Origin of the sequence: Oceanicola sp. D3, from assembly GCF_006351965.1 — a bacterium.
GTDB lineage: Bacteria > Pseudomonadota > Alphaproteobacteria > Rhodobacterales > Rhodobacteraceae > Vannielia.
The window spans coordinates 1,958,160-1,979,066 of the sequence record NZ_CP040932.1; the positions used below are offsets into that span (position 1 = coordinate 1,958,160).

The window sequence follows — 20,907 nt, forward strand, 5'->3', positions numbered from 1 at the left end:
CAAGTTTCGCCGTCACCCTAGCCACGCGCTGCCGCACTGTCACCCGACCGGCGACAGCGCGCACATCCTATGGTAGAATGCCCCCATTTCCCGCCGGGCCCGCCCGGATCATTTGACCTCGGAGCATTACCCCATGAAGCGCATCGCGATTTTCTGCGACGGCACCTGGAACACACCAGATGCGCCCTATCCGACGAATGTCTTCCACCTCCACAGCATGGCCCGGCGCACCGCCGCCGATGGCACCTCCCAGATCCTCAAATACATCCCCGGCGTCGGCACCGGCTTTGGCAAAACAGGCTGGCGCAAGAAGCTCGACAAGGTGACAGGCGGGGTGTTTGGCGTGGGCGTCACCAAGAACATCCTCGCAGGCTACACCTTCCTGATCGAGCAATACGAGCCGGGCGATGAGATTTACGTCTTCGGCTTTTCTCGCGGGGCCTTCACCGCCCGCTCGCTGGTGGGGCTCATCCGCGCCTCGGGCCTGCCGCGCCACACCGAGGCATGGAAGGCCCCCGAGGCTCTCAAGCGCTATCGCGACAACGCCCCTTCCACCAAACCCTCCAGCGAGGAAAGCCACCGCTTTCGGCTCGGCTTCTCGCCCGATGTCGTGACCTCTCAGAAGGAGGCGGACTGGCGCGCAGCGCAGGGCCATCCGGTGCCACCGATGCTCACGGTCACCTATCTCGGTATCTGGGATACAGTCGGCGCGCTCGGGATTCCGAGCTATTACAAATGGTTGGCGCAGGTGTTCAACCGAAGCCAAGGCTTTCACGACACGCAGCTCAGCTCTATGGTCATGGCCGCCCGTCATGCGGTGTCGATCGACGAGCGGCGGAAGGCCTTTCCGCCCACGCTCTGGGGCAACCTTGGCGAGCTCAACCGTGAAAACCCCGACCGCAAGCGCAGCTACCAGCAGCTCTGGTTCGCGGGCGACCATGGCTCGGTTGGCGGCGGTGGCGACATTGTTGGGCTGTCTCACGTCACCCTGCGCTGGGTTGTGAAGGGGGCGCAGGACCAAGGGCTGGAGTTTGACCCAACCCAGCTTGCCGTCTTTGAGGCGCAGGAAAACCCGCTGGAGCCGTCGCTCTTCAACAAATCCGCCACGCCCGGCTTATTCACCCGCATGCTCCGCCGCCGCGTGCTGGATCGAGTGGGCCGCATGGAGGTGCCAGACCCGGCCACCGGGCGCACCACAGAAGTGGCGATTGGGCCAGACTACGTGTGGGATATCTCCAACCCCGCCCGACGCCGCTACAATGAACTCCCGTCCTACCGGCCCCCATCGCTCCGCCCCTTCGAAGCGGACCTGCGCGCACCGGACGGCTAATGCCGCTTCGCCCTCTCAGAACGGCCAAAGCGTGTCTGCCGGCCTATTCGTCTGGTTCGATCAATCCCAAACCGCGTAGATAAATGCCAATCCCGGTTTCCAGCAGCTCCTCGGGCGGGAAGGGTGCGCGGGTTCCCGGGCTGCCACGGGCAAAAAGCTCCACCACCCCGTGCGACATGGCCCAGATATGGGCGGAAAACATCGCCGCGGGCGGGCGCTTTTCGGGGGGCAGCCGCTCCGCGAGGCCCGCTGCGGCGCGTTCCAGCACGGCTTGGGCGCGGGCGGCCCCACGGGCAAGATCGGGATCGCGGGCCAGCGACAGGCCGGCTTCGAACATTGCCTGATAGTGGCCGGGGAACTTGCGGGCAAAGGCAAGGTAGGCGCGGCCCGTGGCCTCGAAACTGCGGATCGCCGAAGGCTGGCCGGTTTCATAGGCGTGTTCCATCAGATCCCCGAAGATCGCGTAGCCCTGCTTGGCCACCTCGGCCAACAGGTCTTCGCGCCCTTCGAAGTGGCGGTAGACGGCAGCAGGGGTCACGCCCGCATCCTTTGCGGCCTCCGAGAGGGTAAAACCCTGCGGCCCTTTCTCGTCGATCAGGCGGATTGCTGCTTCAACCAGCGCCTGTCGGAGATTGCCATGATGGTAGCCGCGCCGGGGCATCAGGCCGACCAGATCTCCGGGCCGCCGCAGATTTTCGGGTCTGGCGTTTTGACAAGCGCTTCGTCCTTGCCCGCGTAGTCCAAGCGGCAGAGCACCGCGCGGATCGCGGCGATACGGGCGCGGCGCTTGTCGTCCGAGCGGATCACTGTCCACGGGTTGCGGGCGGTGTGGCTCATGGCAAAGGTCTCGCGGATGGCCGCCGAATACTCCTCCCACTTCTTCAGCCCTTCCACGTCGATCCAGGAGAGCTTCCACTGCTTCAGCGGGTCTTTCTCACGCGCCAGAAAGCGCCCAAGCTGCTCGGCGCGGCCCACGTTCAGCCAGATCTTGAAAAGGTGGATGCCGTCCTCCGTCAGCATCTGCTCAAAGCCGGGAAGCTGGGTGAAAAAATGCTGCCGCTGCGCGTCGGTGCAGAAGCCAAAGACCTTTTCCACAACGCCACGGTTGTACCAGCTGCGGTCGAACATCACAAACTCGCCACCCGCCGGAAGCTGGCGCACGTAGCGCTGGAAATACCATTCGCTGGCCTCCTTGTCGGAGGGCTTGGAGAGCGCAACAACACGCGCCGAGCGCGGGTTGAGGTTTTCGCGCATCCGTTTGATCGTGCCGCCCTTTCCGGCCGCGTCACGCCCCTCAAATACCACCGCCACGCGGGCACCGGTCTCCTTGACCCAAGCGAGCATCTTCACCAGCTCGATCTGAAGCGCCTCCAGCGTGTCTTCATACTCGTCCTTGTCCATCCGCTTTTCGTAGGGATAGCCCTCGAGGATGGTCTTGCCCTTGGCGTCCTTCACCGCGTCGCGCACGTCCTTTGGCGCGTCTTCCTTGAAGAATTTCGAGATCGCGCCGTCAAAGGGGAGTTTGGTCATGGGTCACGTCCAAGCGGTTGAAAAGGCTTGGGCAGTATGGGGGTGGCAGGGCCTCAGCGCAATCCGGCGCGCTGCGCTGCGCGGTCGATGGCTGCGAGTGTTGCGCCCGGGTTGGCGTGCTGAGGCATATGGCCGACGCCGGGCAACTCGGTAACACGCGCCGTCGGGATGAGTTTGGCCATGGGGCGGGCGTGGATGTCGATTCCCACGGTGGTATCGGCGGTGCCGTGGACGATTTCGATGGGGATGCGTAGCGACGAATAGGCCGGGCGCAGGCGTTGGAGAGAGGCCTTCAGCTTCAGCACCTGCTGGCCGTTGTTGCGCAGCGTAGAGGCCCGCACGGTGAGCGGCGCGCCGACATGCTGAAGGTAGCCCGGCGGTGGGGCTTGAGGTTTGAAGATATCGGCCAAGGCACTTTCAATCCGCGCCTCGGAGGCGAGCGCCGAGATCACTGGCACGGCGAAAGTGCGCCCTGCGGGGGAGCCGGTGAGCGAGTAGAAACCGTCCAGCGGGCCTTCCCACGGCATTGTCGCCCCAGCGAGCGATACCACGGCGGCCACGCGCTCGGGGTGCTCCACGGCCCAAGCCATAGCCACCGCGCCGCCGTAGCTGTGCCCCACGATCACCGCGCGCCGCACGCCCAGCTTGGCGGCCAGCGCATTGAGGATGGCCGCCTGCTGCTGCGGCGTGCCACCGCCCGCGATGGCCTCGGAATGGCCAAGACCGGGGCGATCAACGGCAATAACGCGGTAGCGGTTATCGAGCGCGCCGACCATGCGGTAAGTGAAATCCCGCAGGTTTCCGCCCGCGCCATGGATCAGGATAACAGTCGGCCCGCGTCCGGCTTCAACGTAGTGCACGCGCTTGCCCGCAACCTCCACCACCGGCCCAACGGGCGGATAGGCGGCTTCGGCGCTGCGCTTCTGGCTGGCGCTGCACCCGGCCAGCGCCGCAACAACGGCAGCAAGGCTCAACACGGCCACTATCGCTTTCGGCATCATTTTCTGTCCGTCCTCACTTGCAATGCTGTCCCTGATGTTACGCTGGACAGGCACGGATAGTTTCATTCTGGCGATTAAAGCCGGTTCGCCGCCATAGCAAATTGTGCATCAACAGGGGAGGCCGCGCGGGGTTTCGGGCGAAGCAAATAACCTGGGCGGCACGCGCCACCGCCAGTCGCGCGCCCTTGGAAACTGGCCAAATTTTCCGTTGCCTTCCGCCGCCGCGCGGCCTTTCGTATCCACATGCCCATGGAGGAGACGTCAGCGATGCCCCCCCGAAAGCTTTACCTCGGCCCGTTAACCGACAACCGGCGCTGGGATATGGTCAAGATCCGCCCCGACGATGTCTTCGTTGTCTCCCCGCCAAAGTGCGGCACCACATGGATGCAAACGATCATCGCCCTGCTGTTCACCGGCGATCCTGAGGTTGAAACCGAACTGTCGGTCAAAATGCCATGGGTCGACTTTCGCCTGCGCGAGATGCCGGAGGTGGCCGCGCGGCTGGAGGCAATGGAGCACCGGCGCAGTTTGAAGAGCCACACGCCAATGGACGGGCTGCCGCTGGATGATCATGCGCAGTATATCTGCGTCTTCCGGCACCCGCTCGATGCGCATTTCTCCTATCGCAAGCACCTGCGTAACCTGCCCATGCCGTTCTTCGGCCTCTGGTATCCCGAGGACGATACCGAGGGCACCACCTTCCGCCGGTTTCTGGATGGCGGGCCGGAAGGGTTTGACGGCGATGCGATGGCGCTCGCGCATATCATCAGGCACTACCAAGCCGCTGTGGCCCTTGCTGAGCGGCCCAACGTGGCACTGTTCCACTACGCAGACATGACGCGGGATTTGGCGGGCACCTTCGCCACGCTGGCGGAGATGCTGGGCATAACCCATTCCGCCCCGGTCATGGAGCGGCTGGTACAGACGGCGCGCTTTGACAATATGAAGGCCCATGCGGCGCGTTTTGCCCCATCAGGGGGCAAGGGCTTCATGAAGTCCGACGCAGAGTTCTTCCACAGCGGAACGAGCGGCAAGTGGAAGGGCAGGTTGAGCGATGCAGAGTTGGCGGCCTATGACGCGATGATGGATGCCCATCTGACGCCCGAGCAGCGGACGTGGCTGGAATATGGCTCAAGCGGGCCAGCCTAGGGCTGACCCAACCGCGCGGTAGAATCCGCCTCAGCCCTGACCGATCTGCGCGATGTCATAGGGCGTCGATTGATAAATCTCGTTGATCCAGTTGCCATAGAGCAGGTGAGCGTGGCTGCGCCATCGGTTGAGCGGCTGCCGCGAGGGGTTGTCCTCGGGGTAGTAGTTCACCGGCACGTTGATCGGCGTGCCATTGGCGACGTCGCGGTCATACTCTTCTTTCAGGGTGCCGCTGTCGTATTCAAAGTGGTTGAAAATGTAGAGAGCGCGATGCGCCTTGTCTTCCACCAGGCAGGGGCCAGCCTCGTCGGAGCCGACCAGAATGTCGAGGCCCGCCGCTTCCACCTCATCGGCTCGCATTTCTGTCCAGCGGCTGACCGGGATCAGAACGTCATCGGAAAAGCCGCGAAGGTAGGGGGAGGCGGGCGCAAGGTTGGCGTGGCGCAGGCAGCCAAAAAGCTTTTGATCCAGCAGGTGTTTTGGCACGCCGTGGAAATGGTTGATCATCGCCATCCCACCCCAGCAAACGCCGAAAGTGGAATGCACATTGGTCTGCGTCCAATCCATCACTCGGGTCAGCTCATCCCAATAGGTAACCTCTTCGAATGGCAGATGCTCAATCGGCGCGCCGGTGATGATGAGCCCGTCAAACTTTTCGCCACTCTCCTCCACCTCGGTGAAGGGGCGATAGAAGGTTTCCATGTGCTCGGCAGCGGTGTTCTTGGTTTCATGCTCGCTCATCCGGATGAGCTGAAAGTCGATCTGCAACGGCGTGGCACCGATCAGCCGGGCAAACTGCGTCTCGGTCTGGATCTTCTTGGGCATCAGGTTGAGCAGCCCGATGCGCAGGCGGCGAATGTCCTGCCGCTCCGCTTGTTCATCTCCCATGACCATAACGCCCTCACGGTCCAGAACGGCGAAGGCGGGCAGGTCTGATGGCAAGGTTATGGGCATGGGTTCGGGCTGCTTATCCGGGGAATGATGAATTTAGGTGCGGGCGCTGCGGGCATCAATGGCACGCGCGATGAGTGCGTTGAAGTCGTCGGTCGTGGTCACATCCTTTGCCTCTTCGGCAGTGATGCGCACGCCCCAGTTGCGGGCCATCGCCTCATAAAGTGGCTGACGGTGGGCAAGCGCGCGGGCGTAAGTGAAACGGATGAAGTCATCAGGGTCGACCTCATCTTCTTTCAGGCTGTTCTCGCGCAGATACTCGCCCCAAACGCGGGCGAGGAAATCGGGGCGGTAGCTCATTGGCTTGGGGGCTTTGTCGAAGCGGCGGATCAATTCGGCGGTATGGGCCTCGCTGCCCTCAATCCAGACCATCAGGCATTGCTGCGACAGATCGCTGAGCAGCGGGTCGGCCATATCCTCCGGGTCCACCCATTCGCAAATCGAGCCGCCGGTATCGCAGATGAAATGCGGGTAGCCATAGAGCGCCTCGGCCCGTTCAATAAAGTAGCCGGTGTCGCGCAGGGCGTTCTCCTCAGCCTCGCGAAACTGCACCTGACGGCGGGTGTATTCAGCCATCTCCATGCCGCCCTTGGCCACGCTGCCCGGCTTGCCGAGGTAGGTGGAGACGGGGGCGAGGTTGTGGAAGGTGATGTTGGAGCCGATGTAGATGCTGTCGCTCATCAGCAGCTCACGCAAAAACGGCACCTTCATCGCCTCGCGCTTGGCGTTGTCGGTGATCCGCTCGCCCATGTAACGGGTGCCAATGCGATAATCTATCGAGTAGTGAAACCAATCGCCACTGTCGCGCAAAAGCTGGCTGAGGTGGGTCTTGCCGAGCCCCGACATGCCAAAGAGCAGCACCTTCTTGCGCGGCGCATCCAGCCAGTCTTGCGCGGTGTCGTAGATCATGCCGTCCCTCGTCTTTTGCCCTGTTGGGTAGCGCGGGGCAGGCGGAGCGTCCAGCGGTTTCAGGATGGGGCAGGGCGCAGGCGGCGCAGGAGCCGCCCATCGAGCACAAGGAGGCCTGCCGCCAGCAGGGCAAAGCCCGCATAGGCGCGCGGGTGCAGCGCCTCATCCAGCACCAGCGCCCCGAGGCCGATGGCCACGGGCGGGATCAGCAGGGTCACCAGCAACAGGTTGCCCGCGCCCGCCATGGCCAGCACGCGGTAGTAGAGCAAGTAAGCACAGCCGGTGGCGATCAGCGCGTAATAGGCGATGGCGGCGGTGCCGCGGGCGGTGGCGGGCAGGTCGATGCCGCCCTCCAGCGCCAGCGTCAGCGGGATCAGGATGAGGGTGGAGCTGGAGAGCATGCCCGCCGCGGCTACCAGCGGCGAGAGCCCGCGCAGCCGCACCCGCGCCCAGGCCCCGGCAAATGCATAACAGAGCGTGCCCGCCAGCACCGCAAGCTGCGCCAGCGAGCGCAGCGAAAACCCCGCCAGCACCGCCGGGCCAACGGTGACGGCGACACCGGCAAACCCGAGGCAAACGCCGGTGAGGCGGCGGGCCGTGAGGCGCTCGTCGGCAAAGACCAGCGCGGCCACAAGCACCCCGGCCACAGCGGTGAAGGCGTTGAGGATCGAGGTCAGCCCGCTTTCGATCGAGAGCTGCCCCCATGCCATCAGCGTAAAGGGCAGCACGTTGTTCAGCAGCCCCATCACCGCAAAACTCCCCCAAATCGCCAACCCGCGCGGCATTGCCTCACCACGTAGCCAGACCACCGCCCAAAGCGCCAGCGCCGCCCAGCCCACCCGGTGACAGACGGATGACAGCACGCTCACCTCATCAAGCGCGACCCGGATCGACAAAAAGGAGGCCCCCCAAATCAGGCCCAGCAGAAGCATTTCGGCCCACGCGCGGGTGGAGATATCGGTGGATTGGGTCATGCGGCGGATCTAGCGCGGCGCGCATGGCGGAGCGACCCGGAAATTGCGCCAAACGAAAAAGCCCCGGGCGTGCTGCCCGGGGCCTTTCCCTGTTTCTTTCTGCCGCGACCGGCGGTCAGAAGTTGTAGCCAACGCGGAGGCCGACACCTACGGCGGTGTTGCCGGAGAAGTCGCCAAAAGTGGTGCCGGGGGCGGTGGGGTTCTCGGTTTTGGCGTCGCCGATCCAGCTGTAGTTCACGCCGCCGGTGATGGTGGCGTTGCCAACGGTGTAACGCCCGGCGAGGCCGATGGATGTGCGGCCATCTGTTGGGCCGAGGTTGCCCGCGAAACCGCCGTTCTGGGCCTCGTAGCTGACGGTGGCGATCCCGGCGAAGTTATCGGTGAAGCGACGGGCCACACCCACGGTGTAGGTGATCACGTCATCTTCGTAGTCCACCAGCGAGCTGCCGGTCTGGAGGTTGTAGCCGTAGGGCGTGATATCGAACTCCGACCAGTCGACCCAGCGGACCGAAGCGAGCAGCAGTGTGCCTTCGGCAATGCCGGTCTGGGCTTCAAGGTTCAGAGACTGCGGGAAGGTGGTTTCAAACGGAAGCGAGGGGCTGCCGTTTTCGATTGCCGTCAGCTCATGGGTGATCGCGGAGTGGTATGTCAGCGCGATCCGCATGGCGATTTCCGGCTTCTCATAGGCCGCACCGATGAAATAGCCCAGCTCGGAGCTCGTCGGGGCCTGAAGAGTGTAGCCATTGAAGAGCGCCACGTTGCCCTTGACCTGCTGCATCCGCAGGCCGCCGTGGATCGAGAAGCCACCATCAAGATTATACTTGGCGATCAGCTTGATCTCGTCGACGTTGAGGTCGGCGTTGGAACCTGCATAGGCATAGCCGGTGTTTGCCGGATAGTAGACGTCTGCACCGTAGGGCATCTCATAGATGAAGCCGATGGAAAGGCGGTCGTTCACATCGGTCTTGAAGGCGAAAGAGAGCGAGGTGTAGTCGCCCGTCATGTCACCCGAGTCAGGGCCGGCCGGAAAGGGGCCAACGCCACTGGTTGCGACACCAGACACATCGGGGCTGACCCGGCTGATGGAAAATTCGCCGTAGCTGCCCGGCTCATACATGAAGCCGATGGATTGAGTGGTCCGCTCGATCCCGCCGGCAGAGGCGGCGGTGGCAGTGGCCATAAGGGCCGTGGCGGCACATATGGTGCGTTTCATTTCGGTCTCCTCCCCGAAGTATTTCCCAACTAACACCTTTTTGAGCAGCGCGTGATTTGTCGTCAATTTGTTACCCTGCGTCAGAGCGCAAAACTGCCCCGAGGTCGTGCCAATTCTGCACTATGCGTGCCTTTGGGCACACATGCCGGCCCGCGTGGGCGCTATCGTGCGTTCGCGCGTAGGTTGATGAAGTTGCCGGTCAGGATCAGCGCCGCGCCCAGCACCACCCAGATATCGAGCGACTCGCCATAGAAGGCCATGCCGACAAAGGCCAGCAGGGGCAGCCGCAGGAAATCCATCGGCATGACGATGGATGCAGGTGCCAGAGAGAGTGCGCGGGTGAGACAAAAGTGAGCCGAGAGCCCGGCAATGCCGATGAGCACCACGAAAGGCATTGCAGCGCTGGAGGGCCAAGCCATCTCACCGTCAAGAAAGCCGCAGATCAGGCCAAAAACGGCCTGCATTGTGGTGATGTAAAACAGGATGCACAGCACCGAGGCTTGCCGGGTCAGCACCTTGGTAAAGACGGCAGTGAGCGCAAAGCCGATGGCAGCACCGGCCGCCGCCGTCAGCCCCGGGTCGAGGTTGGCAAAATCCGGGCGGGCGACGACAAGAACGCCCAAAAATCCCATACCGGCGGTTGCCAGCTTCAAGGCGGTAAACCGCTCGCCCAAGAACAGCGCGGCCAGCAGGATCACCCAGATCGGCGAGGTGAACTCGATAGACACCACCTGCGCCAGCGGAGCCGAGGCGATGGCGAAGAACCACAGGTTCTGCCCGGCGAAGTGGAAGACATTGCGGGCAAAGTGCAGGTGCAGCTTGTGGGTGCTGATCTGGCGCAACTGCCGGGTCGCCAGCCCGACAATCACCACGATGGCGATGCCCACAAAGCTTCGGTAGGTCATGATCTCGAACGTGTCGAGCTCTTCGCTCACCGTGCGCCCGGCCACGGCCATGGTGGCAAAAGAGGCAATCGCCCCCACCATCCACGCCATCGCGGGAAGCACCGCATGCGCCTCCGGGCTGCGGGGGCGGGTTGCCGTGCCTGCAGGGGCGATCTCGCCGGGCGATGGGGGCGTGGCGCTCACGCCTCTAACTCGGTGACGGTAAAGTCCCGCGTGATGCTGGCAGAGGCCCGGCCCCACGCGCTGTCTTTTGTGCGTTCCTTATGCGCCTCAAAGGCTTGCGGGCTCTCAAACAGCTCATCGAGGTGCCAGATCATCGGGTCATCGCCCTGGGTCAGATCAAACCGAATATTGCCCGGCTCGGCTCGTGACAGACGAATATGCTCCGGCAAATGGGTGCGGGCAATCTCTGCATCGGCTTCGGACGTGCAGATGAGCCTGCCGGTGACTTGGATCTTTCCCATGATGTCCTCCCTCTGGTGGCGCGAAGGTGGGGCGGGCTGCGGTGAAGGTCAAGCCGAAGGCGAGGGGCCGGAAGTGCACTGACCCGCTGGTGGTGGCAGCCCGGCGGCGTCTTCGGCCCGCAGATGCGGGGTGGGCGGCAGCGAGACCCGATGAAATGCAAGTTGTAGAGCAACAGAGTTCGCGGCAGATTTGCCGCGAGGAGGACGGAGGATGCTGCAAATCGAAGGTCGGCTCATCGGCGAGGTCTTTGCCGAGGCGGTGGCACGGGCCCCCGCGGCAGAGTTTTTGGCCGCGCCCGGCGGCGTTTCACTGAGTTACCGGGAGGTGGCCGACTCCGTCGATGAAATGCGGGCGGTGCTGGCAACCGCAGGCTACGGTGCGGGTCATCGCGTGGCGGTGCTCGTCGGCACCCAGCCCGCTCACTACCTGCTGAAACTGGCGATGAACGCCCTCGGCATCTCCTTCGTCCCGATCAACCCCGATTACCGCCCGGGCGAACTGGCCTATGTGCTGGAGGATTCCTGCGTGGAGCTGATCATCGCCGCGCCACTCCATGAGGCGCTGGTGCGCTCTGCCACGACGGAGATGGAAAAACCGCCCCTTATCAGCACCTTCACGGGCGGCCTTGATGTTCCAAATGCCCGCACCCCCGCGCCGGGCGGCGCTCTTACCCCCGAGAGCGAGGCCAGCCTTCTTTATACATCTGGCACCACAGGGCGGCCCAAGGGCTGCATCCTCAGCCATGATTACGAGCTGCTGATGGGCGCCTCTTACCTTCGGCCCAAAGGCGCAATGGCGGTGATGGGAGCCGACCGGGTGTTCAATCCGCTGCCCGCTTTCCACGTGAACGCGGGGGTGCTGACGTTCTTCGGCGTGATGCTGGCGGGCGGCTGCCTGATCCAGCCGGAACGGTTCTCGGCCAGACGGTTCTGGGAAGATTGCGCCGAGACGCAGGCGACTGTCTTTCACTATCTCGGCGTGGTGATCTCGGTGCTGATGGCTGACCGCGACGCCGGTCCGGAAAAGCTGGGCAGGCTGCGAGCCGGGTTGGGCGCGGGAGTGGAGCCAGCGCTGCACCTTGGCTTTGAGGCGCGCTTTGGCATCCCGCTGGTGGAGCTCTGGGGAATGACCGAGATGTGCCGGGTGCTCTCGATGGAGGAGGAGCCGCGCCACCCCGACACCCGCGCCATGGGCCGGGCCCGCGATGATCTTGAGGTGCAGGTCTGGGATGACGAAGGCCGCGAGTGCCCGCGCGGCACCCCCGGCGAGATGGTCATCCGCCACTCCGCGCTTACCCCGCGTCGCGGCTTCTTCTCCGGCTACCTCGGCAAGCCGGAGGCAACCGAAGAGGCCTGGTCAGGTGGCTGGTTTCATACCGGTGATACCGTCATGATGGGTGAAGATGGCGTCATAACCTTCGTGGATCGCAAGAAAAATATCATCCGAAGGGCAGGGGAGAACATCGCCGCCGCAGAGGTGGAAAACGTGCTCTTCGAGCATCCGGCGGTCCAGAATGTGGCGGTGGTGCCATGCCCCGACGAGACCCGCGAAGAAGAGGTGCTGGCCGCAATCAAGCTGGCTGACGGGCACGCGCCAAACGCCGAAACCGCCCGCGCCATCTTCAACGCGGCTTTCGCCCGCATGGCCTACTACAAGCCCCCGGGCTGGGTGCTCTTCGTCGAGGATATCCCGGTCACAGGCACCCAGAAAGTGCAGAAACACGCGCTTTTTGCCCCCGGAGAAGACCCACGCCAACGGCAGGGAATCCATGATCTGCGCAGGTTCAAGACGCGAGGCTAGGCGATCGCAGCGCTTGCTTCACGCCCGGGCCGGTGATCTTGGTCAGCGCGTCGAGCTCTTCGTGAAACCAATGCCACCAACTGGCGTTAGGCTCGCCCGCAGGCGGCGCGGCATGAAGGTGGGGCTTTGTGTCTCCAACAAAGTGGAGCAGTTTCGGCGCACGCATCGCCTCTCGCACCTCCGCCCGATCGTGCGCGGGCAGATGCTTGAGCTTCCGCGGCTCGATCGAAGCAAGAAGGTTCCACGCATAGGGCAAACTGGCCTTGTCGCCCTCCAGCCGATAATTCAGCCAATCCTGATCGTTGTAGATTGACTGCGTCTTGAACTTGAACTCGAGCGCGGCAGGCAGATCGTTCATCGCGTGATGTCGTGCCCGGCTTGCCTCGCTTTCGAGGTCGAGGAGCAGAACGCCTGTATTCACGTAGTGCGCCAGATCGACCCATTCGCGCAACAACGCCGCCTGCTGGTCCGTGCCGGTGCGTTTGTGTCCGAACGGCAGCCAACGGCGTTTCTCCCGCTCGATGGCGCGCAGCAGAATAACATCTTGCACCCCGCCTAGGGGATGTCCGCCCAGATCGGCGTCAAAAAGCTCACTTACATCCGCCCGCAGCAGCGTATCGCCGTCCAGATAGAGCGTGCGCCTGTCAAAGAACTCCACGAGCCGTAGCCGGAGGTAGGATGAAATCGGCAGTCGCCCTTGGTAGTTCGGCGGAGCAGGCTCCAGATCGACCTGACGCGTGCGCACCGTAGCGGCAGGGAAGGCGGCATCGAGGCGTCCGGCCCATTCACAGGCTTCGGGGCAGTCCTCCGAGAGGAAGATCGTCACCTCTACGGGTCGGCTGCAGCGTTGAAGCAGGGAATAAGCAGACACCATCGTCAGCGCGGCAAATCCGCCGTCGCACATATAGGCAACGTTCACTGTTCCCATGGTCCACCTCTCCCCTCGATCCAAGGCAAACCGAGCAAGGCCGCTTTTTCGGCGCTAGGCGCGCAGTGCAAGCATATCATAGTGGTGCCCTTCACCATGCCGATGCAGCTTGGAAAATCCCCGCTCGGTCAGCAAGGCCCTGATCGGCTCAATATCATACCAGGTTTCGTCCACCTCAAAGAAGATCTCGGCTATGCGCCCGGCAAAATGGGTCTGGAGCAATTGCTCCAATACAACGGGCTCATGCCCCTCCACATCAATCTTTACAAAGATCGGCGGGCCGTCTTGCGGCAGCAAAGCATCTAGCTCCTTCGCTGTGAGGGTCTGAATTTGCAAGCGGCTCTTGGAGGGCGCATTAGCTGCGCCCTGTGCGTGGTTGAGGCTCGCGGCGCCGCTATGCGCTGGCTGGATAGCAATTTCGGCGGTGCCTGCGTTGCCGGATACTGCCTTGTTGATTAGGGTGCAGCGTTCGGTCAGACCATTGAGAGCAACATTTGCTTTCAGAAAGCGGAAAGACCGGGGCACGGGCTCGAAGGCGAAGCAGCCAACGCAATTCGGGTTCTGCGCAGCGCCGATTGTATAGAGGCCTTGGTTGGCACCAATATCAAGGTAAACGAAAGCAGTGCTGAAGGCCGTGACGCGATCCCAGTAAAAACTGCCGTAGCTGCCGCGCAGGTAGAACTTGAAGGTCTGGTCAACCCGGTTCGAAACAAGCTTGGGGCCGTAGTAGGAGCTGGTTACGAACCACCCAAAGCGTTCAGCCAAATAAGGTTTTACTGCGCCAAGGCGAATGCGCACCCACGTGACTAACCGTTTCCAAACGGACGTCTTTTTGCCCCCCATCTCGCCTCCACCCCTCCCCAACACGAGGTTCCCGGCGGCGACGAACCAGAAACACGGTTACGCTTACTTGGTCACTCCCACTCGATCGTGCCCGGCGGCTTCGAGGTGATGTCATAGGTCACCCGGTTGATCCCCGGCACTTCGTTGATGATCCGGGTGGCCGTTTCACCTAGGAAGTCGTGGCTGAACGGATAGTAATCCGCCGTCATCCCATCCACGCTTGTGACCGCCCGCAGAGCGCAGGCGTAGTCATAGGTGCGCCCGTCGCCCATTACGCCCACGGTGCGCACCGGCAGAATGGCCACGAAGGCCTGCCAGATCTCGTCATAGAGCCCGTGCTTGCGGATCTGGTCGATATAAACCGCGTCGGCCTCGCGCAGGATGTCGAGCTTGGCACGGGTGATCTCACCGGGGCAGCGAATGGCGAGCCCGGGCCCGGGGAAGGGGTGGCGCCCGATGAAGCTGTCGGGCAGGCCCAACTCGCGCCCCAGCGCACGGACCTCATCCTTGAACAGCTCGCGCAGCGGCTCCACCAGCTTGAGGCCCATCTTCTCGGGCAGCCCGCCCACGTTGTGGTGGCTTTTGATCGTCACAGAAGGCCCGCCGGAGAAGCTGACACTCTCGATCACATCCGGATAGAGCGTGCCCTGCGCAAGATACTCCACACCTTCGATCTCGTCGGCATGCTTCTGGAACACGTCGATGAAGAGCTTGCCGATGATCTTTCTCTTTGTTTCCGGGTCACTTACGCCGTCAAGTTCACCCAAGAAAAGGTCGGCCTCATCGGCATGGATGAGCGGCAGATTGTAATGCTCGCGGAACATGCCAACCACTTCGGCGGCCTCGTCCTTGCGCATCAGCCCGTGGTCCACAAACACGCAGGTCAACTGATCGCCAATCGCCTCATGCAGCAGCACTGCCGCCACCGAAGAATCGACCCCGCCCGACAGTGCGCAGATCACCTTGGAATCGCCAACCTGCTCGCGGATCTTGGCCACGGCCTCTTCGCGATAGGCCCCCATCGTCCAGTCGCCGGCAAACCCGGCCAGCTTCACGAAGTTCTGGTAGAGCGTCTTGCCGTTGGGCGTGTGGTGCACCTCGGGGTGGAACTGCACGGCAAAGAAGTTGCGGCTCACATCGGCGGTGATCGCATAGGGCGCGTTGGGAGAGGTGCCGTACACGGCAAAACCGGGGGCCAGCTTGGCCACGTGGTCGCCATGACTCATCCACACCTGCTCCGGCCCGTCGAGGAACCAGCCCTCAAGCAGGGGCAGCCTGTCGTCCGAGGGCGTCACCTTCGCCCGCCCAAATTCCGCCGTGCCGCCGCCGCCGGTGTTCTTGCCGCCATGCACCGTGCCGCCGAGGTCGTCCATCATGGCCTGCTGGCCGTAACAGATGCCCAAGATCGGCACGCCAAGCTCGTAAACGCTGGCAGGCGGGCGCGGGGAGCCTTCGCGGGTCACCGAGTCCGGCCCGCCGGAGAAGATCACGGCCTTGGGCGCGAACTCGGCCAGAAAGGCATCGTCCACCGTGTTGAACGGGTGGATCTCGCAGTAAACATTCAACTCGCGCAGGCGCCGTGCGATCAGCTGCGTCACCTGGCTGCCAAAGTCGATGATGAGAAGGCGCTCGTGGTGGCGCTCGGGATGGATCGTGCTCATGGCTCAGGCAATATTGCGCTGCGGGGCAGGGTGCAAGCCTGCAAAGCACAGGGCGAGGCCCCGTAGGGTGGGCAATCTGCCCACCACGCCGCTAGCCCATCGAGCTGGAGCTCTCCTTGCCCCGCCGCTCGGCAAGCGCCGCATCGTGGCGATAGCTCCAAAACGCAATCCCCGCCCAGCTCAGCACGTAAAACAGGCCCACACCAATCACCACCTCACCGGGCAGCGGCCCCACGTCGGCCCGCGCGATCACCTGCTGCCAGCTTTCAACCGAGGTCGGATGCACCACCAGCTTGCCACCATAGGCCAGCGACTGAATCAGCAGGATCCACAGGTAGTTGCGCCGAATGCGCCGCCCGAGCGCCACGAACATAGACACATGGTAGCGCGGGCGCAGGTAATCCTCGCTGAGCACTTTCTGCCACTCGTCCTCCATGTGCAGATCGCCGTCATAGAGCATGGGGGCATAGAAGTGGGTTTCCATCCACCGCGCCCGTGCCCGCCAGACGTTGAAGTAGCGGTAGCGCCGGGCCTCCAGCATCAAAAACAAAAGGATAAGCACGCCCACAAGCACCAGCGGCAGCGGTGAGGCACCGGGCGAGGAAAACGAAATCGACAGCGCCACGCCCAGCGTGACCACCGCCCAGTTGGTGGTGGTATCGAGCCGGGTGCGCCAGATCGTGCTGCGATAAACCTCGCCGCGATAGAGGTGCGCCAGCGCGGTGATCTCCGAGGAGGTCAGCGTCAGCCGCTCCTCGGTGCCGCGCCGCGCTTCCTGCGATGGCGCGGTGGTGGCGGGTGCTGTCATGGCGGCCTCCCTCCGCGATGGAGGGCCATTGTGCACAGGCGGAGGGCTTCGGTCAAAGAGGGCGGGCCGGGCCCACATGTCGCATTTCCCCCTGAGGTGGCGCAATCCGGCCTCGGTGCGGCCCCGCCATCGGCTATCAGGCTCAAAAGGCAACCCTTTTCAGGGAGAGGATTCGCATATGGTCGAAGCAGCGGCAGGCAGGCGGCGCGGGCGCTCGGGCGGCGGGGCGGCGCGCCGGGCCGAGCGGACGGGGATGAAGATCGAGGCGGCGAAATTCATCACCCGCGCCATTCCCAATCTCGAAATCCTCAACGAGGAAGCGCTGGAGATCATCGAGGCCAACGCCGAAACGGTGCTCGAAGAGATCGGCGTGGCCTTCGTGGAGAACCCCAAGGCGCTGGAGCGCTGGCGGGAGGCCGGGGCCACGGTGGAAGGCGAGCGCGTCCACATTCCCCGTGGCCTTGCCCGCAAGCTCTGCGCCACCGCGCCCGGCCAATTCACGCAAATCGCCCGCAACCCCGAGCGCAACGTCGAGATCGGCGGCAAAAACCTCGTGCTCGCCCCGGTCTACGGCCCCCCCTTCGTGCGCGACAATTCGGGCGGCCGCCGCTACGCGACGATGCATGATTTCAACTGCTTCGTGAAACTCGGCTACATGAGCAAATGGCTGCACCACTCCGGTGGTACGGTCTGTGAGCCAACCGATGTGCCCGTCGCCAAGCGCCACCTTGATATGCTGATGAGCCACATCACTCTCAGCGACAAACCCTTCATGGGATCCGTCACCGAGCCGTCCCGCGCCGCCGATTCCGTCGCCATGGCCGACATCCTGTTTGGTGGCCTCGATGGGCGCTGCGCGATGACCTCGCTCATCAATATCAACTCGCCGCTCACCTTCGACTCGGTGATGATGGGCGCGCTGGAGGCCTATGCCGAGGCGGGGCAGGCCTGCATCATCTCGCCCTTCATCGTCGGCGGGGCGATGGCCCCCGTCTCGGTCGCCGGCACGCTGACGCAGGTGCTGGCCGAGGTGATGGCAGGCGTGGCCTATTCCCAGCTCATCAAACCCGGCGCGCCGGTGATCTTCGGCGCCTTCGTGACCTCGATCGACATGAACTCCGGCGCACCCACCTTCGGCACCCCCGAGGCCAGCCAGGTGACCTATGGCGCGGGCCAGCTCGCCCGCCGCATGGGCCTGCCGTTCCGCTCCTCGGGCTCCTTCAACGGCTCCAAGCTACCCGACGCGCAGGCGGCCTACGAAACCGCGAACTCGCTGAACATGGGCCTGCTCTCTGGCGTCAACTTCATGCTCCACGCCTGCGGCTGGCTGGAGGGCGGGCTTGTCTCCTCCTACGAGAAGTTCGTCATGGACGCCGACCAGCTCGGCATCCTCCACCGTCTCGCCGCGCCGGTGGCGGTGGATGACAACGGTCAGGCGATGGACGCGCTGCGCGAGGTCGGCCCCGGCGGCCATTACCTCGGATGCGCCCATACCCAAGCCAACTACCAAACCGCCTTCTGGAAGTCCGAAGTGCTTGATTACAAACCTTTCGAGACCTGGGAAGAGGAGGGCGGGCGCGATACCGCAGCCCTCGCCTCGGAGCGCGTCACCAAACTGCTCGCCGCCTACGAGGCCCCGCCGCTCGACGCCGGCATCCGCGAAGAGCTCGAGTCCTTCGTCGCCAAGCGCAAGGAAGTGCTGCCCGACTCCATGTCGTAACCGTTGTTGATGCAGAGCACTGAGGCGGAGAGAACTTGCGCTCTTAAGCCCTTCATATCCAAAAGCAATCCACGTCAACTGGATATGAGGTATCCGCCTACGGCACCCGCACCAGCCGCGTAGTGGCGCGGGCATGGGCTGCGCCAGACAGCGCGCAGCCGTGCAATCTGACAGAGCCTAGCACCGCATGTGAGGCGGCTCCGCGGCTGTCTGGGCGTCAGCTTTCCACCGGACCATGCGGCAGCAGTCGGGCCTCGGCCATCAGCGCGATCATCACCTCAACGTGGCGGATGACCGAATAGGTCGAAAGGCCCTCCTGGCGACCTTCCTCCATCGCGGCTTCGGTTTCCAGCAGGTCACGCACCGCGCGGGTCGGGGCGGGCAGGGTGGTGACGCGCATGATCCGCTTCAGGTCGCGGGTGCGGGAGTAGTCTGTCAGCCCGAGCCGCGCCGCGCGGATCAAAAGGCTTGGGCGGCGCAGGCCGCTGAGCGGGCCGAGGGTTTTGCGCTTCTGGTTTCCGGTTTTCGCGTCGCTGGTGCAGGTGGGGGTGTCGTTGGCCATGGTCTATCTCCTGTGCTTGACCATCGCATCCTCACACAACCTAAGCGGGTGTTGCGCGATCTGTGGGAGAGCGCACGGACCTGCAGGGATTTCTCATGAATTTTAGACAATTCTTAGCCTTACGACGCATTGTTAACTTCTGGGTAACCAATTCGCCTCTAGGTTGTATATGCTGGAGACATATATAAAGAGTTAAGACTGCCGAAGGGGACGGACGGAATGACCGGAATTCACGGAGACGTGGAGGACTCCGAGATGGTGCCAGATTGGGTGCCCAGAAGTGCCTTGAACTACTTGAGCCATATCGAGGCAGGCCGGACGATCCGCGGGCTCGCGCGATCGGAAGGGGTACACGCCTCCACCATGCTCAGGCGGATCAGGCGGTTTGAACAGCGTCGTGATGACCCGCTTGTCGATGAGGCTCTTGCCAGCCTCGGGCAAGCTCACTTCAAGTTCAGCGACGCCACGGGGCAGACCCGGGCCGCCAAGGAGACCCTGACCATGAGCCGCCACTTCACCCCCGACCGCAAGATCTGTGACGAAGAAACCGTGGCCCGCGAAGGCCGCCGCATCCTGCGCCGCCTGTCCGAGAGCGGTGCGGTGCTCGCCATCGCGGCCGATATGGAAAAGGCCGCTGTTGTGCGCAGCCTCGCCGATGGCCGCTCAACCCGCACCGCGGTTGTTGACCGTGAAGTGGCCCAGGCCTTCGCGCTGAAAGAGTGGATTGCCCTGCGCAAGCCGGGCCGGGTGGCCAGCTATGCCATCACCGCTGCGGGCCGCACCGCACTCAAGCGGATGCTCGCTGAAACCGACTGCGGGGCAGGGGGCTTTGCCGAAGCGATGACACCCTTCGCCATGCAGCACGCCGATATGGAGGCACGTGACGCGGGCGAGGACCGGCCCCGCAAGATTCGCTACAACCGCGCCGAAAGCCCTGTCACCGCGCTCTCCCGCCGCCGCGAGAAAGATGGCAAACCCTTCCTCTCCGCCGATCTGGTCGCCGCTGCCGAGCGTCTGCGCGAAGACTTCGAGATGGCCCAGATGGGCCCGCGCGTTGCTCAGAACTGGGATAATTTCCTCACCGCAGGCACGCGCGGCCAGTTTGGCGGCTCCAGCGGCCCGGCCAATGGCCCGGCGGCCAGCCGTGAGCGCGTGGCGCAGGCGCTGCGCGATCTTGGCCCCGGCCTTGGCGATATGGTGCTGCGGTGCTGCTGCTTTCTCGAAGGGCTTGAGGCTGCAGAAAAGCGGATGGGCTGGTCTGCCCGGTCCGGTAAGATCGTGCTCCGCATCGCGCTGCAACGGCTGAAGCGCCACTATGAAGAAACCTACGGCCCCGAGGCTCATATGATCGGCTGATCGCTTTGTTTAACGAATTGAGGTGAGCAGCCTCTTCCCCAGAAGCCCGCGCGGGGTGCACCCTGCGCGGGTTTTCAGCCAACCAAAGCCCCAACCGCAAAGGCCACAAGGCCGCAGAGGCACCCCACGCCCAGCACCTCTGCCAATGCCAGCCACAGCGCCTCGCCGGTGGCCCGGGCCCGCAAGGCACCAAGCGCGATCAGCGCCGCCAAGGACGCGGCAACAGAGGCGCCAAGGCTGCCCGCCTCCGGCCCGGCCAGCAAAAAGGGCAACAGTGGAACAAAGCCGAAGGCGATGAAGGCCAGAAAGGTCACAAGCCCATCCAGCGCGGGCCGCGCGCCGCGCATGTCGGGCATGGCCACGCCCGCGCCGGCCAGCAAGTCGGCCACAAGCGAGGGGCTTTCTTTCAGGTGTGCGGCGGCCTGCGCGGCTGTTTCTTCTGTCAGCCCACGCGCCTGCAACATCCGCTCAAGCGCTGCCGCATCTGCACCTGCCAGCACCTGCGCCCGCTCTGTCCGGTAGAGCGCCCGCGCCGAGCGGGTTGATAGAAATTCGCCAAGCCCCATCGACACCCCATCGGCAAAGAGATTGGCCAGCCCAAAAACCAGAACCGCCAGCGCGCCAATCCCGGCCGCCCCGTCGGCCCCCGCGCCGGCAAAGCCCGCCACGATGGCGAAGGTGGTGACGATGCCGTCATTGCCACCATAGGTGATCTGTTTGAGGTGTGGGGTCAGGCGCATGACGGGAGGATGCCTCGCTGTATTGGTCAGAGCATCTGCAGCTTTGCTCACTCCCGTGCATA

General features: G+C 63.7%; 20 protein-coding genes. 5 read left to right on the forward strand and 15 right to left on the reverse strand.

Going from position 1 to position 20,907, the window contains the following annotated elements:
* Positions 1–133: 133 nt before the first annotated feature.
* Positions 134–1,330: a DUF2235 domain-containing protein gene (locus FHY55_RS09910; RefSeq protein WP_140014037.1), complete on the forward strand. Its 1,197-nt coding sequence runs from the start codon at positions 134–136 to the stop codon at positions 1,328–1,330.
* Between the two features lie 43 nt (positions 1,331–1,373).
* On the opposite strand, the gene FHY55_RS09915 is transcribed toward FHY55_RS09910, so the two are convergent.
* The 3 genes from FHY55_RS09915 to FHY55_RS09925 are packed head-to-tail and all read right to left on the reverse strand — an operon-like array spanning position 1,374 to position 3,858.
* Positions 1,374–1,991, reverse strand: coding sequence for a TetR/AcrR family transcriptional regulator (locus FHY55_RS09915; protein ID WP_140014038.1), 618 nt, complete (start codon positions 1,989–1,991; stop codon positions 1,374–1,376).
* Positions 1,991–2,860, reverse strand: a complete 870-nt coding sequence (gene ppk2 / locus FHY55_RS09920; RefSeq protein WP_140014039.1) for a polyphosphate kinase 2 — start codon at positions 2,858–2,860, stop codon at positions 1,991–1,993. The genes FHY55_RS09915 and ppk2 overlap by 1 nt, the downstream gene beginning before the upstream one ends.
* Before the next feature lie 53 nt (positions 2,861–2,913).
* A complete protein-coding gene (locus FHY55_RS09925; RefSeq protein WP_254695471.1) occupies positions 2,914–3,858 on the reverse strand; it encodes an alpha/beta fold hydrolase in 945 nt (314 codons plus the stop codon).
* A 270-nt stretch (positions 3,859–4,128) separates the two neighbouring features.
* Here FHY55_RS09925 and FHY55_RS09930 point away from each other — a divergent pair, with 270 nt between their 5' ends.
* Positions 4,129–5,010, forward strand: a complete 882-nt coding sequence (locus tag FHY55_RS09930; RefSeq protein WP_168222969.1) for a sulfotransferase domain-containing protein — start codon at positions 4,129–4,131, stop codon at positions 5,008–5,010.
* 30 nt (positions 5,011–5,040) lie between these two features.
* Here the strand turns inward: FHY55_RS09930 and metA are convergent, their stop codons facing one another.
* The 6 genes from metA to FHY55_RS09960 all read right to left on the reverse strand — a co-directional run bounded on the left by metA (position 5,041) and on the right by FHY55_RS09960 (position 10,426).
* On the reverse strand, positions 5,041–5,964 hold the full coding sequence (gene metA, locus FHY55_RS09935) for a homoserine O-succinyltransferase (RefSeq protein ID WP_140014042.1): 924 nt from the start codon (positions 5,962–5,964) through the stop codon (positions 5,041–5,043).
* 33 nt (positions 5,965–5,997) lie between these two features.
* Entirely contained in the window at positions 5,998–6,870 is an 873-nt protein-coding gene (locus tag FHY55_RS09940; RefSeq protein ID WP_140014043.1) for an ATPase, read from the reverse strand.
* Positions 6,871–6,929: 59 nt separating this feature from the next.
* Entirely contained in the window at positions 6,930–7,844 is a 915-nt protein-coding gene (locus tag FHY55_RS09945) for a DMT family transporter (protein ID WP_140014044.1), read from the reverse strand.
* A 115-nt stretch (positions 7,845–7,959) separates the two neighbouring features.
* Positions 7,960–9,057: an OmpP1/FadL family transporter gene (locus tag FHY55_RS09950; protein ID WP_140014045.1), complete on the reverse strand. Its 1,098-nt coding sequence runs from the start codon at positions 9,055–9,057 to the stop codon at positions 7,960–7,962.
* A 161-nt stretch (positions 9,058–9,218) separates the two neighbouring features.
* Positions 9,219–10,052, reverse strand: a complete 834-nt coding sequence (locus FHY55_RS09955; protein ID WP_140016073.1) for a DMT family transporter — start codon at positions 10,050–10,052, stop codon at positions 9,219–9,221.
* Positions 10,053–10,141: 89 nt separating this feature from the next.
* On the reverse strand, positions 10,142–10,426 hold the full coding sequence (locus FHY55_RS09960) for a putative quinol monooxygenase (protein WP_140014046.1): 285 nt from the start codon (positions 10,424–10,426) through the stop codon (positions 10,142–10,144).
* A gap of 211 nt (positions 10,427–10,637) precedes the next feature.
* Between FHY55_RS09960 and FHY55_RS09965 the strand changes: the two genes are divergently transcribed.
* The gene (locus FHY55_RS09965; protein ID WP_140014047.1) at positions 10,638–12,227 is read left to right on the forward strand and encodes an AMP-binding protein; all 1,590 of its coding nucleotides are present in this window, start codon (positions 10,638–10,640) and stop codon (positions 12,225–12,227) included.
* Here the strand turns inward: FHY55_RS09965 and FHY55_RS09970 are convergent.
* The 4 genes from FHY55_RS09970 to FHY55_RS09985 all read right to left on the reverse strand — a co-directional run bounded on the left by FHY55_RS09970 (position 12,211) and on the right by FHY55_RS09985 (position 16,467).
* Entirely contained in the window at positions 12,211–13,155 is a 945-nt protein-coding gene (locus FHY55_RS09970) for a glycosyltransferase (RefSeq protein ID WP_140014048.1), read from the reverse strand. The genes FHY55_RS09965 and FHY55_RS09970 overlap by 17 nt on opposite strands.
* Positions 13,156–13,209: 54 nt before the next feature.
* Positions 13,210–13,998 carry an FkbM family methyltransferase gene (locus FHY55_RS09975; protein ID WP_140014049.1) on the reverse strand — a complete coding sequence of 263 codons (789 nt, stop codon included), beginning with the start codon at positions 13,996–13,998 and terminating at the stop codon, positions 13,210–13,212.
* 71 nt (positions 13,999–14,069) lie between these two features.
* Entirely contained in the window at positions 14,070–15,659 is a 1,590-nt protein-coding gene (gene guaA, locus FHY55_RS09980) for a glutamine-hydrolyzing GMP synthase (protein WP_140014050.1), read from the reverse strand.
* A gap of 91 nt (positions 15,660–15,750) precedes the next feature.
* Complete coding sequence (locus FHY55_RS09985) at positions 15,751–16,467, reverse strand: DUF2270 domain-containing protein (RefSeq protein ID WP_140014051.1); 717 nt, start codon at positions 16,465–16,467, stop codon at positions 15,751–15,753.
* A 178-nt stretch (positions 16,468–16,645) separates the two neighbouring features.
* Here FHY55_RS09985 and FHY55_RS09990 point away from each other — a divergent pair, with 178 nt between their 5' ends.
* Complete coding sequence (locus FHY55_RS09990; protein ID WP_140014052.1) at positions 16,646–18,187, forward strand: trimethylamine methyltransferase family protein; 1,542 nt, start codon at positions 16,646–16,648, stop codon at positions 18,185–18,187.
* Between the two features lie 217 nt (positions 18,188–18,404).
* On the opposite strand, the gene FHY55_RS09995 is transcribed toward FHY55_RS09990, so the two are convergent.
* The gene (locus FHY55_RS09995; RefSeq protein ID WP_254695472.1) at positions 18,405–18,749 is read right to left on the reverse strand and encodes a DUF6477 family protein; all 345 of its coding nucleotides are present in this window, start codon (positions 18,747–18,749) and stop codon (positions 18,405–18,407) included.
* A 219-nt stretch (positions 18,750–18,968) separates the two neighbouring features.
* Here FHY55_RS09995 and FHY55_RS10000 point away from each other — a divergent pair, with 219 nt between their 5' ends.
* Entirely contained in the window at positions 18,969–20,105 is a 1,137-nt protein-coding gene (locus FHY55_RS10000) for a DUF6456 domain-containing protein (RefSeq protein WP_254695473.1), read from the forward strand.
* 74 nt (positions 20,106–20,179) lie between these two features.
* On the opposite strand, the gene FHY55_RS10005 is transcribed toward FHY55_RS10000, so the two are convergent.
* The gene (locus FHY55_RS10005; RefSeq protein ID WP_140014053.1) at positions 20,180–20,845 is read right to left on the reverse strand and encodes a VIT1/CCC1 transporter family protein; all 666 of its coding nucleotides are present in this window, start codon (positions 20,843–20,845) and stop codon (positions 20,180–20,182) included.
* Positions 20,846–20,907 lie beyond the last annotated feature (62 nt).

What these genes read in the sequence shown, in the direction of transcription:
- FHY55_RS09960 (WP_140014046.1), bottom strand. Translation starts at nt 10,426, where the DNA reads ATGGGAAAGATCCAAGTCACCGGCAGGCTCATCTGCACGTCCGAAGCC.
- FHY55_RS09975 (WP_140014049.1), bottom strand. Translation starts at nt 13,998, where the DNA reads ATGGGGGGCAAAAAGACGTCCGTTTGGAAACGGTTAGTCACGTGGGTG.
- FHY55_RS09915 (WP_140014038.1), bottom strand. Translation starts at nt 1,991, where the DNA reads ATGCCCCGGCGCGGCTACCATCATGGCAATCTCCGACAGGCGCTGGTT.
- FHY55_RS09945 (WP_140014044.1), bottom strand. Translation starts at nt 7,844, where the DNA reads ATGACCCAATCCACCGATATCTCCACCCGCGCGTGGGCCGAAATGCTT.
- FHY55_RS09955 (WP_140016073.1), bottom strand. Translation starts at nt 10,052, where the DNA reads ATGGCGTGGATGGTGGGGGCGATTGCCTCTTTTGCCACCATGGCCGTG.
- FHY55_RS09910 (WP_140014037.1), top strand. Translation starts at nt 134, where the DNA reads ATGAAGCGCATCGCGATTTTCTGCGACGGCACCTGGAACACACCAGAT.
- FHY55_RS09925 (WP_254695471.1), bottom strand. Translation starts at nt 3,858, where the DNA reads ATGCCGAAAGCGATAGTGGCCGTGTTGAGCCTTGCTGCCGTTGTTGCG.
- FHY55_RS10005 (WP_140014053.1), bottom strand. Translation starts at nt 20,845, where the DNA reads ATGCGCCTGACCCCACACCTCAAACAGATCACCTATGGTGGCAATGAC.
- FHY55_RS09985 (WP_140014051.1), bottom strand. Translation starts at nt 16,467, where the DNA reads ATGACAGCACCCGCCACCACCGCGCCATCGCAGGAAGCGCGGCGCGGC.
- FHY55_RS09940 (WP_140014043.1), bottom strand. Translation starts at nt 6,870, where the DNA reads ATGATCTACGACACCGCGCAAGACTGGCTGGATGCGCCGCGCAAGAAG.
- FHY55_RS09950 (WP_140014045.1), bottom strand. Translation starts at nt 9,057, where the DNA reads ATGAAACGCACCATATGTGCCGCCACGGCCCTTATGGCCACTGCCACC.
- ppk2 (WP_140014039.1), bottom strand. Translation starts at nt 2,860, where the DNA reads ATGACCAAACTCCCCTTTGACGGCGCGATCTCGAAATTCTTCAAGGAA.
- FHY55_RS10000 (WP_254695473.1), top strand. Translation starts at nt 18,969, where the DNA reads ATGACCGGAATTCACGGAGACGTGGAGGACTCCGAGATGGTGCCAGAT.
- guaA (WP_140014050.1), bottom strand. Translation starts at nt 15,659, where the DNA reads ATGAGCACGATCCATCCCGAGCGCCACCACGAGCGCCTTCTCATCATC.
- FHY55_RS09970 (WP_140014048.1), bottom strand. Translation starts at nt 13,155, where the DNA reads ATGGGAACAGTGAACGTTGCCTATATGTGCGACGGCGGATTTGCCGCG.
- FHY55_RS09995 (WP_254695472.1), bottom strand. Translation starts at nt 18,749, where the DNA reads ATGGCCAACGACACCCCCACCTGCACCAGCGACGCGAAAACCGGAAAC.
- FHY55_RS09990 (WP_140014052.1), top strand. Translation starts at nt 16,646, where the DNA reads ATGGTCGAAGCAGCGGCAGGCAGGCGGCGCGGGCGCTCGGGCGGCGGG.
- metA (WP_140014042.1), bottom strand. Translation starts at nt 5,964, where the DNA reads ATGCCCATAACCTTGCCATCAGACCTGCCCGCCTTCGCCGTTCTGGAC.
- FHY55_RS09930 (WP_168222969.1), top strand. Translation starts at nt 4,129, where the DNA reads ATGCCCCCCCGAAAGCTTTACCTCGGCCCGTTAACCGACAACCGGCGC.
- FHY55_RS09965 (WP_140014047.1), top strand. Translation starts at nt 10,638, where the DNA reads ATGCTGCAAATCGAAGGTCGGCTCATCGGCGAGGTCTTTGCCGAGGCG.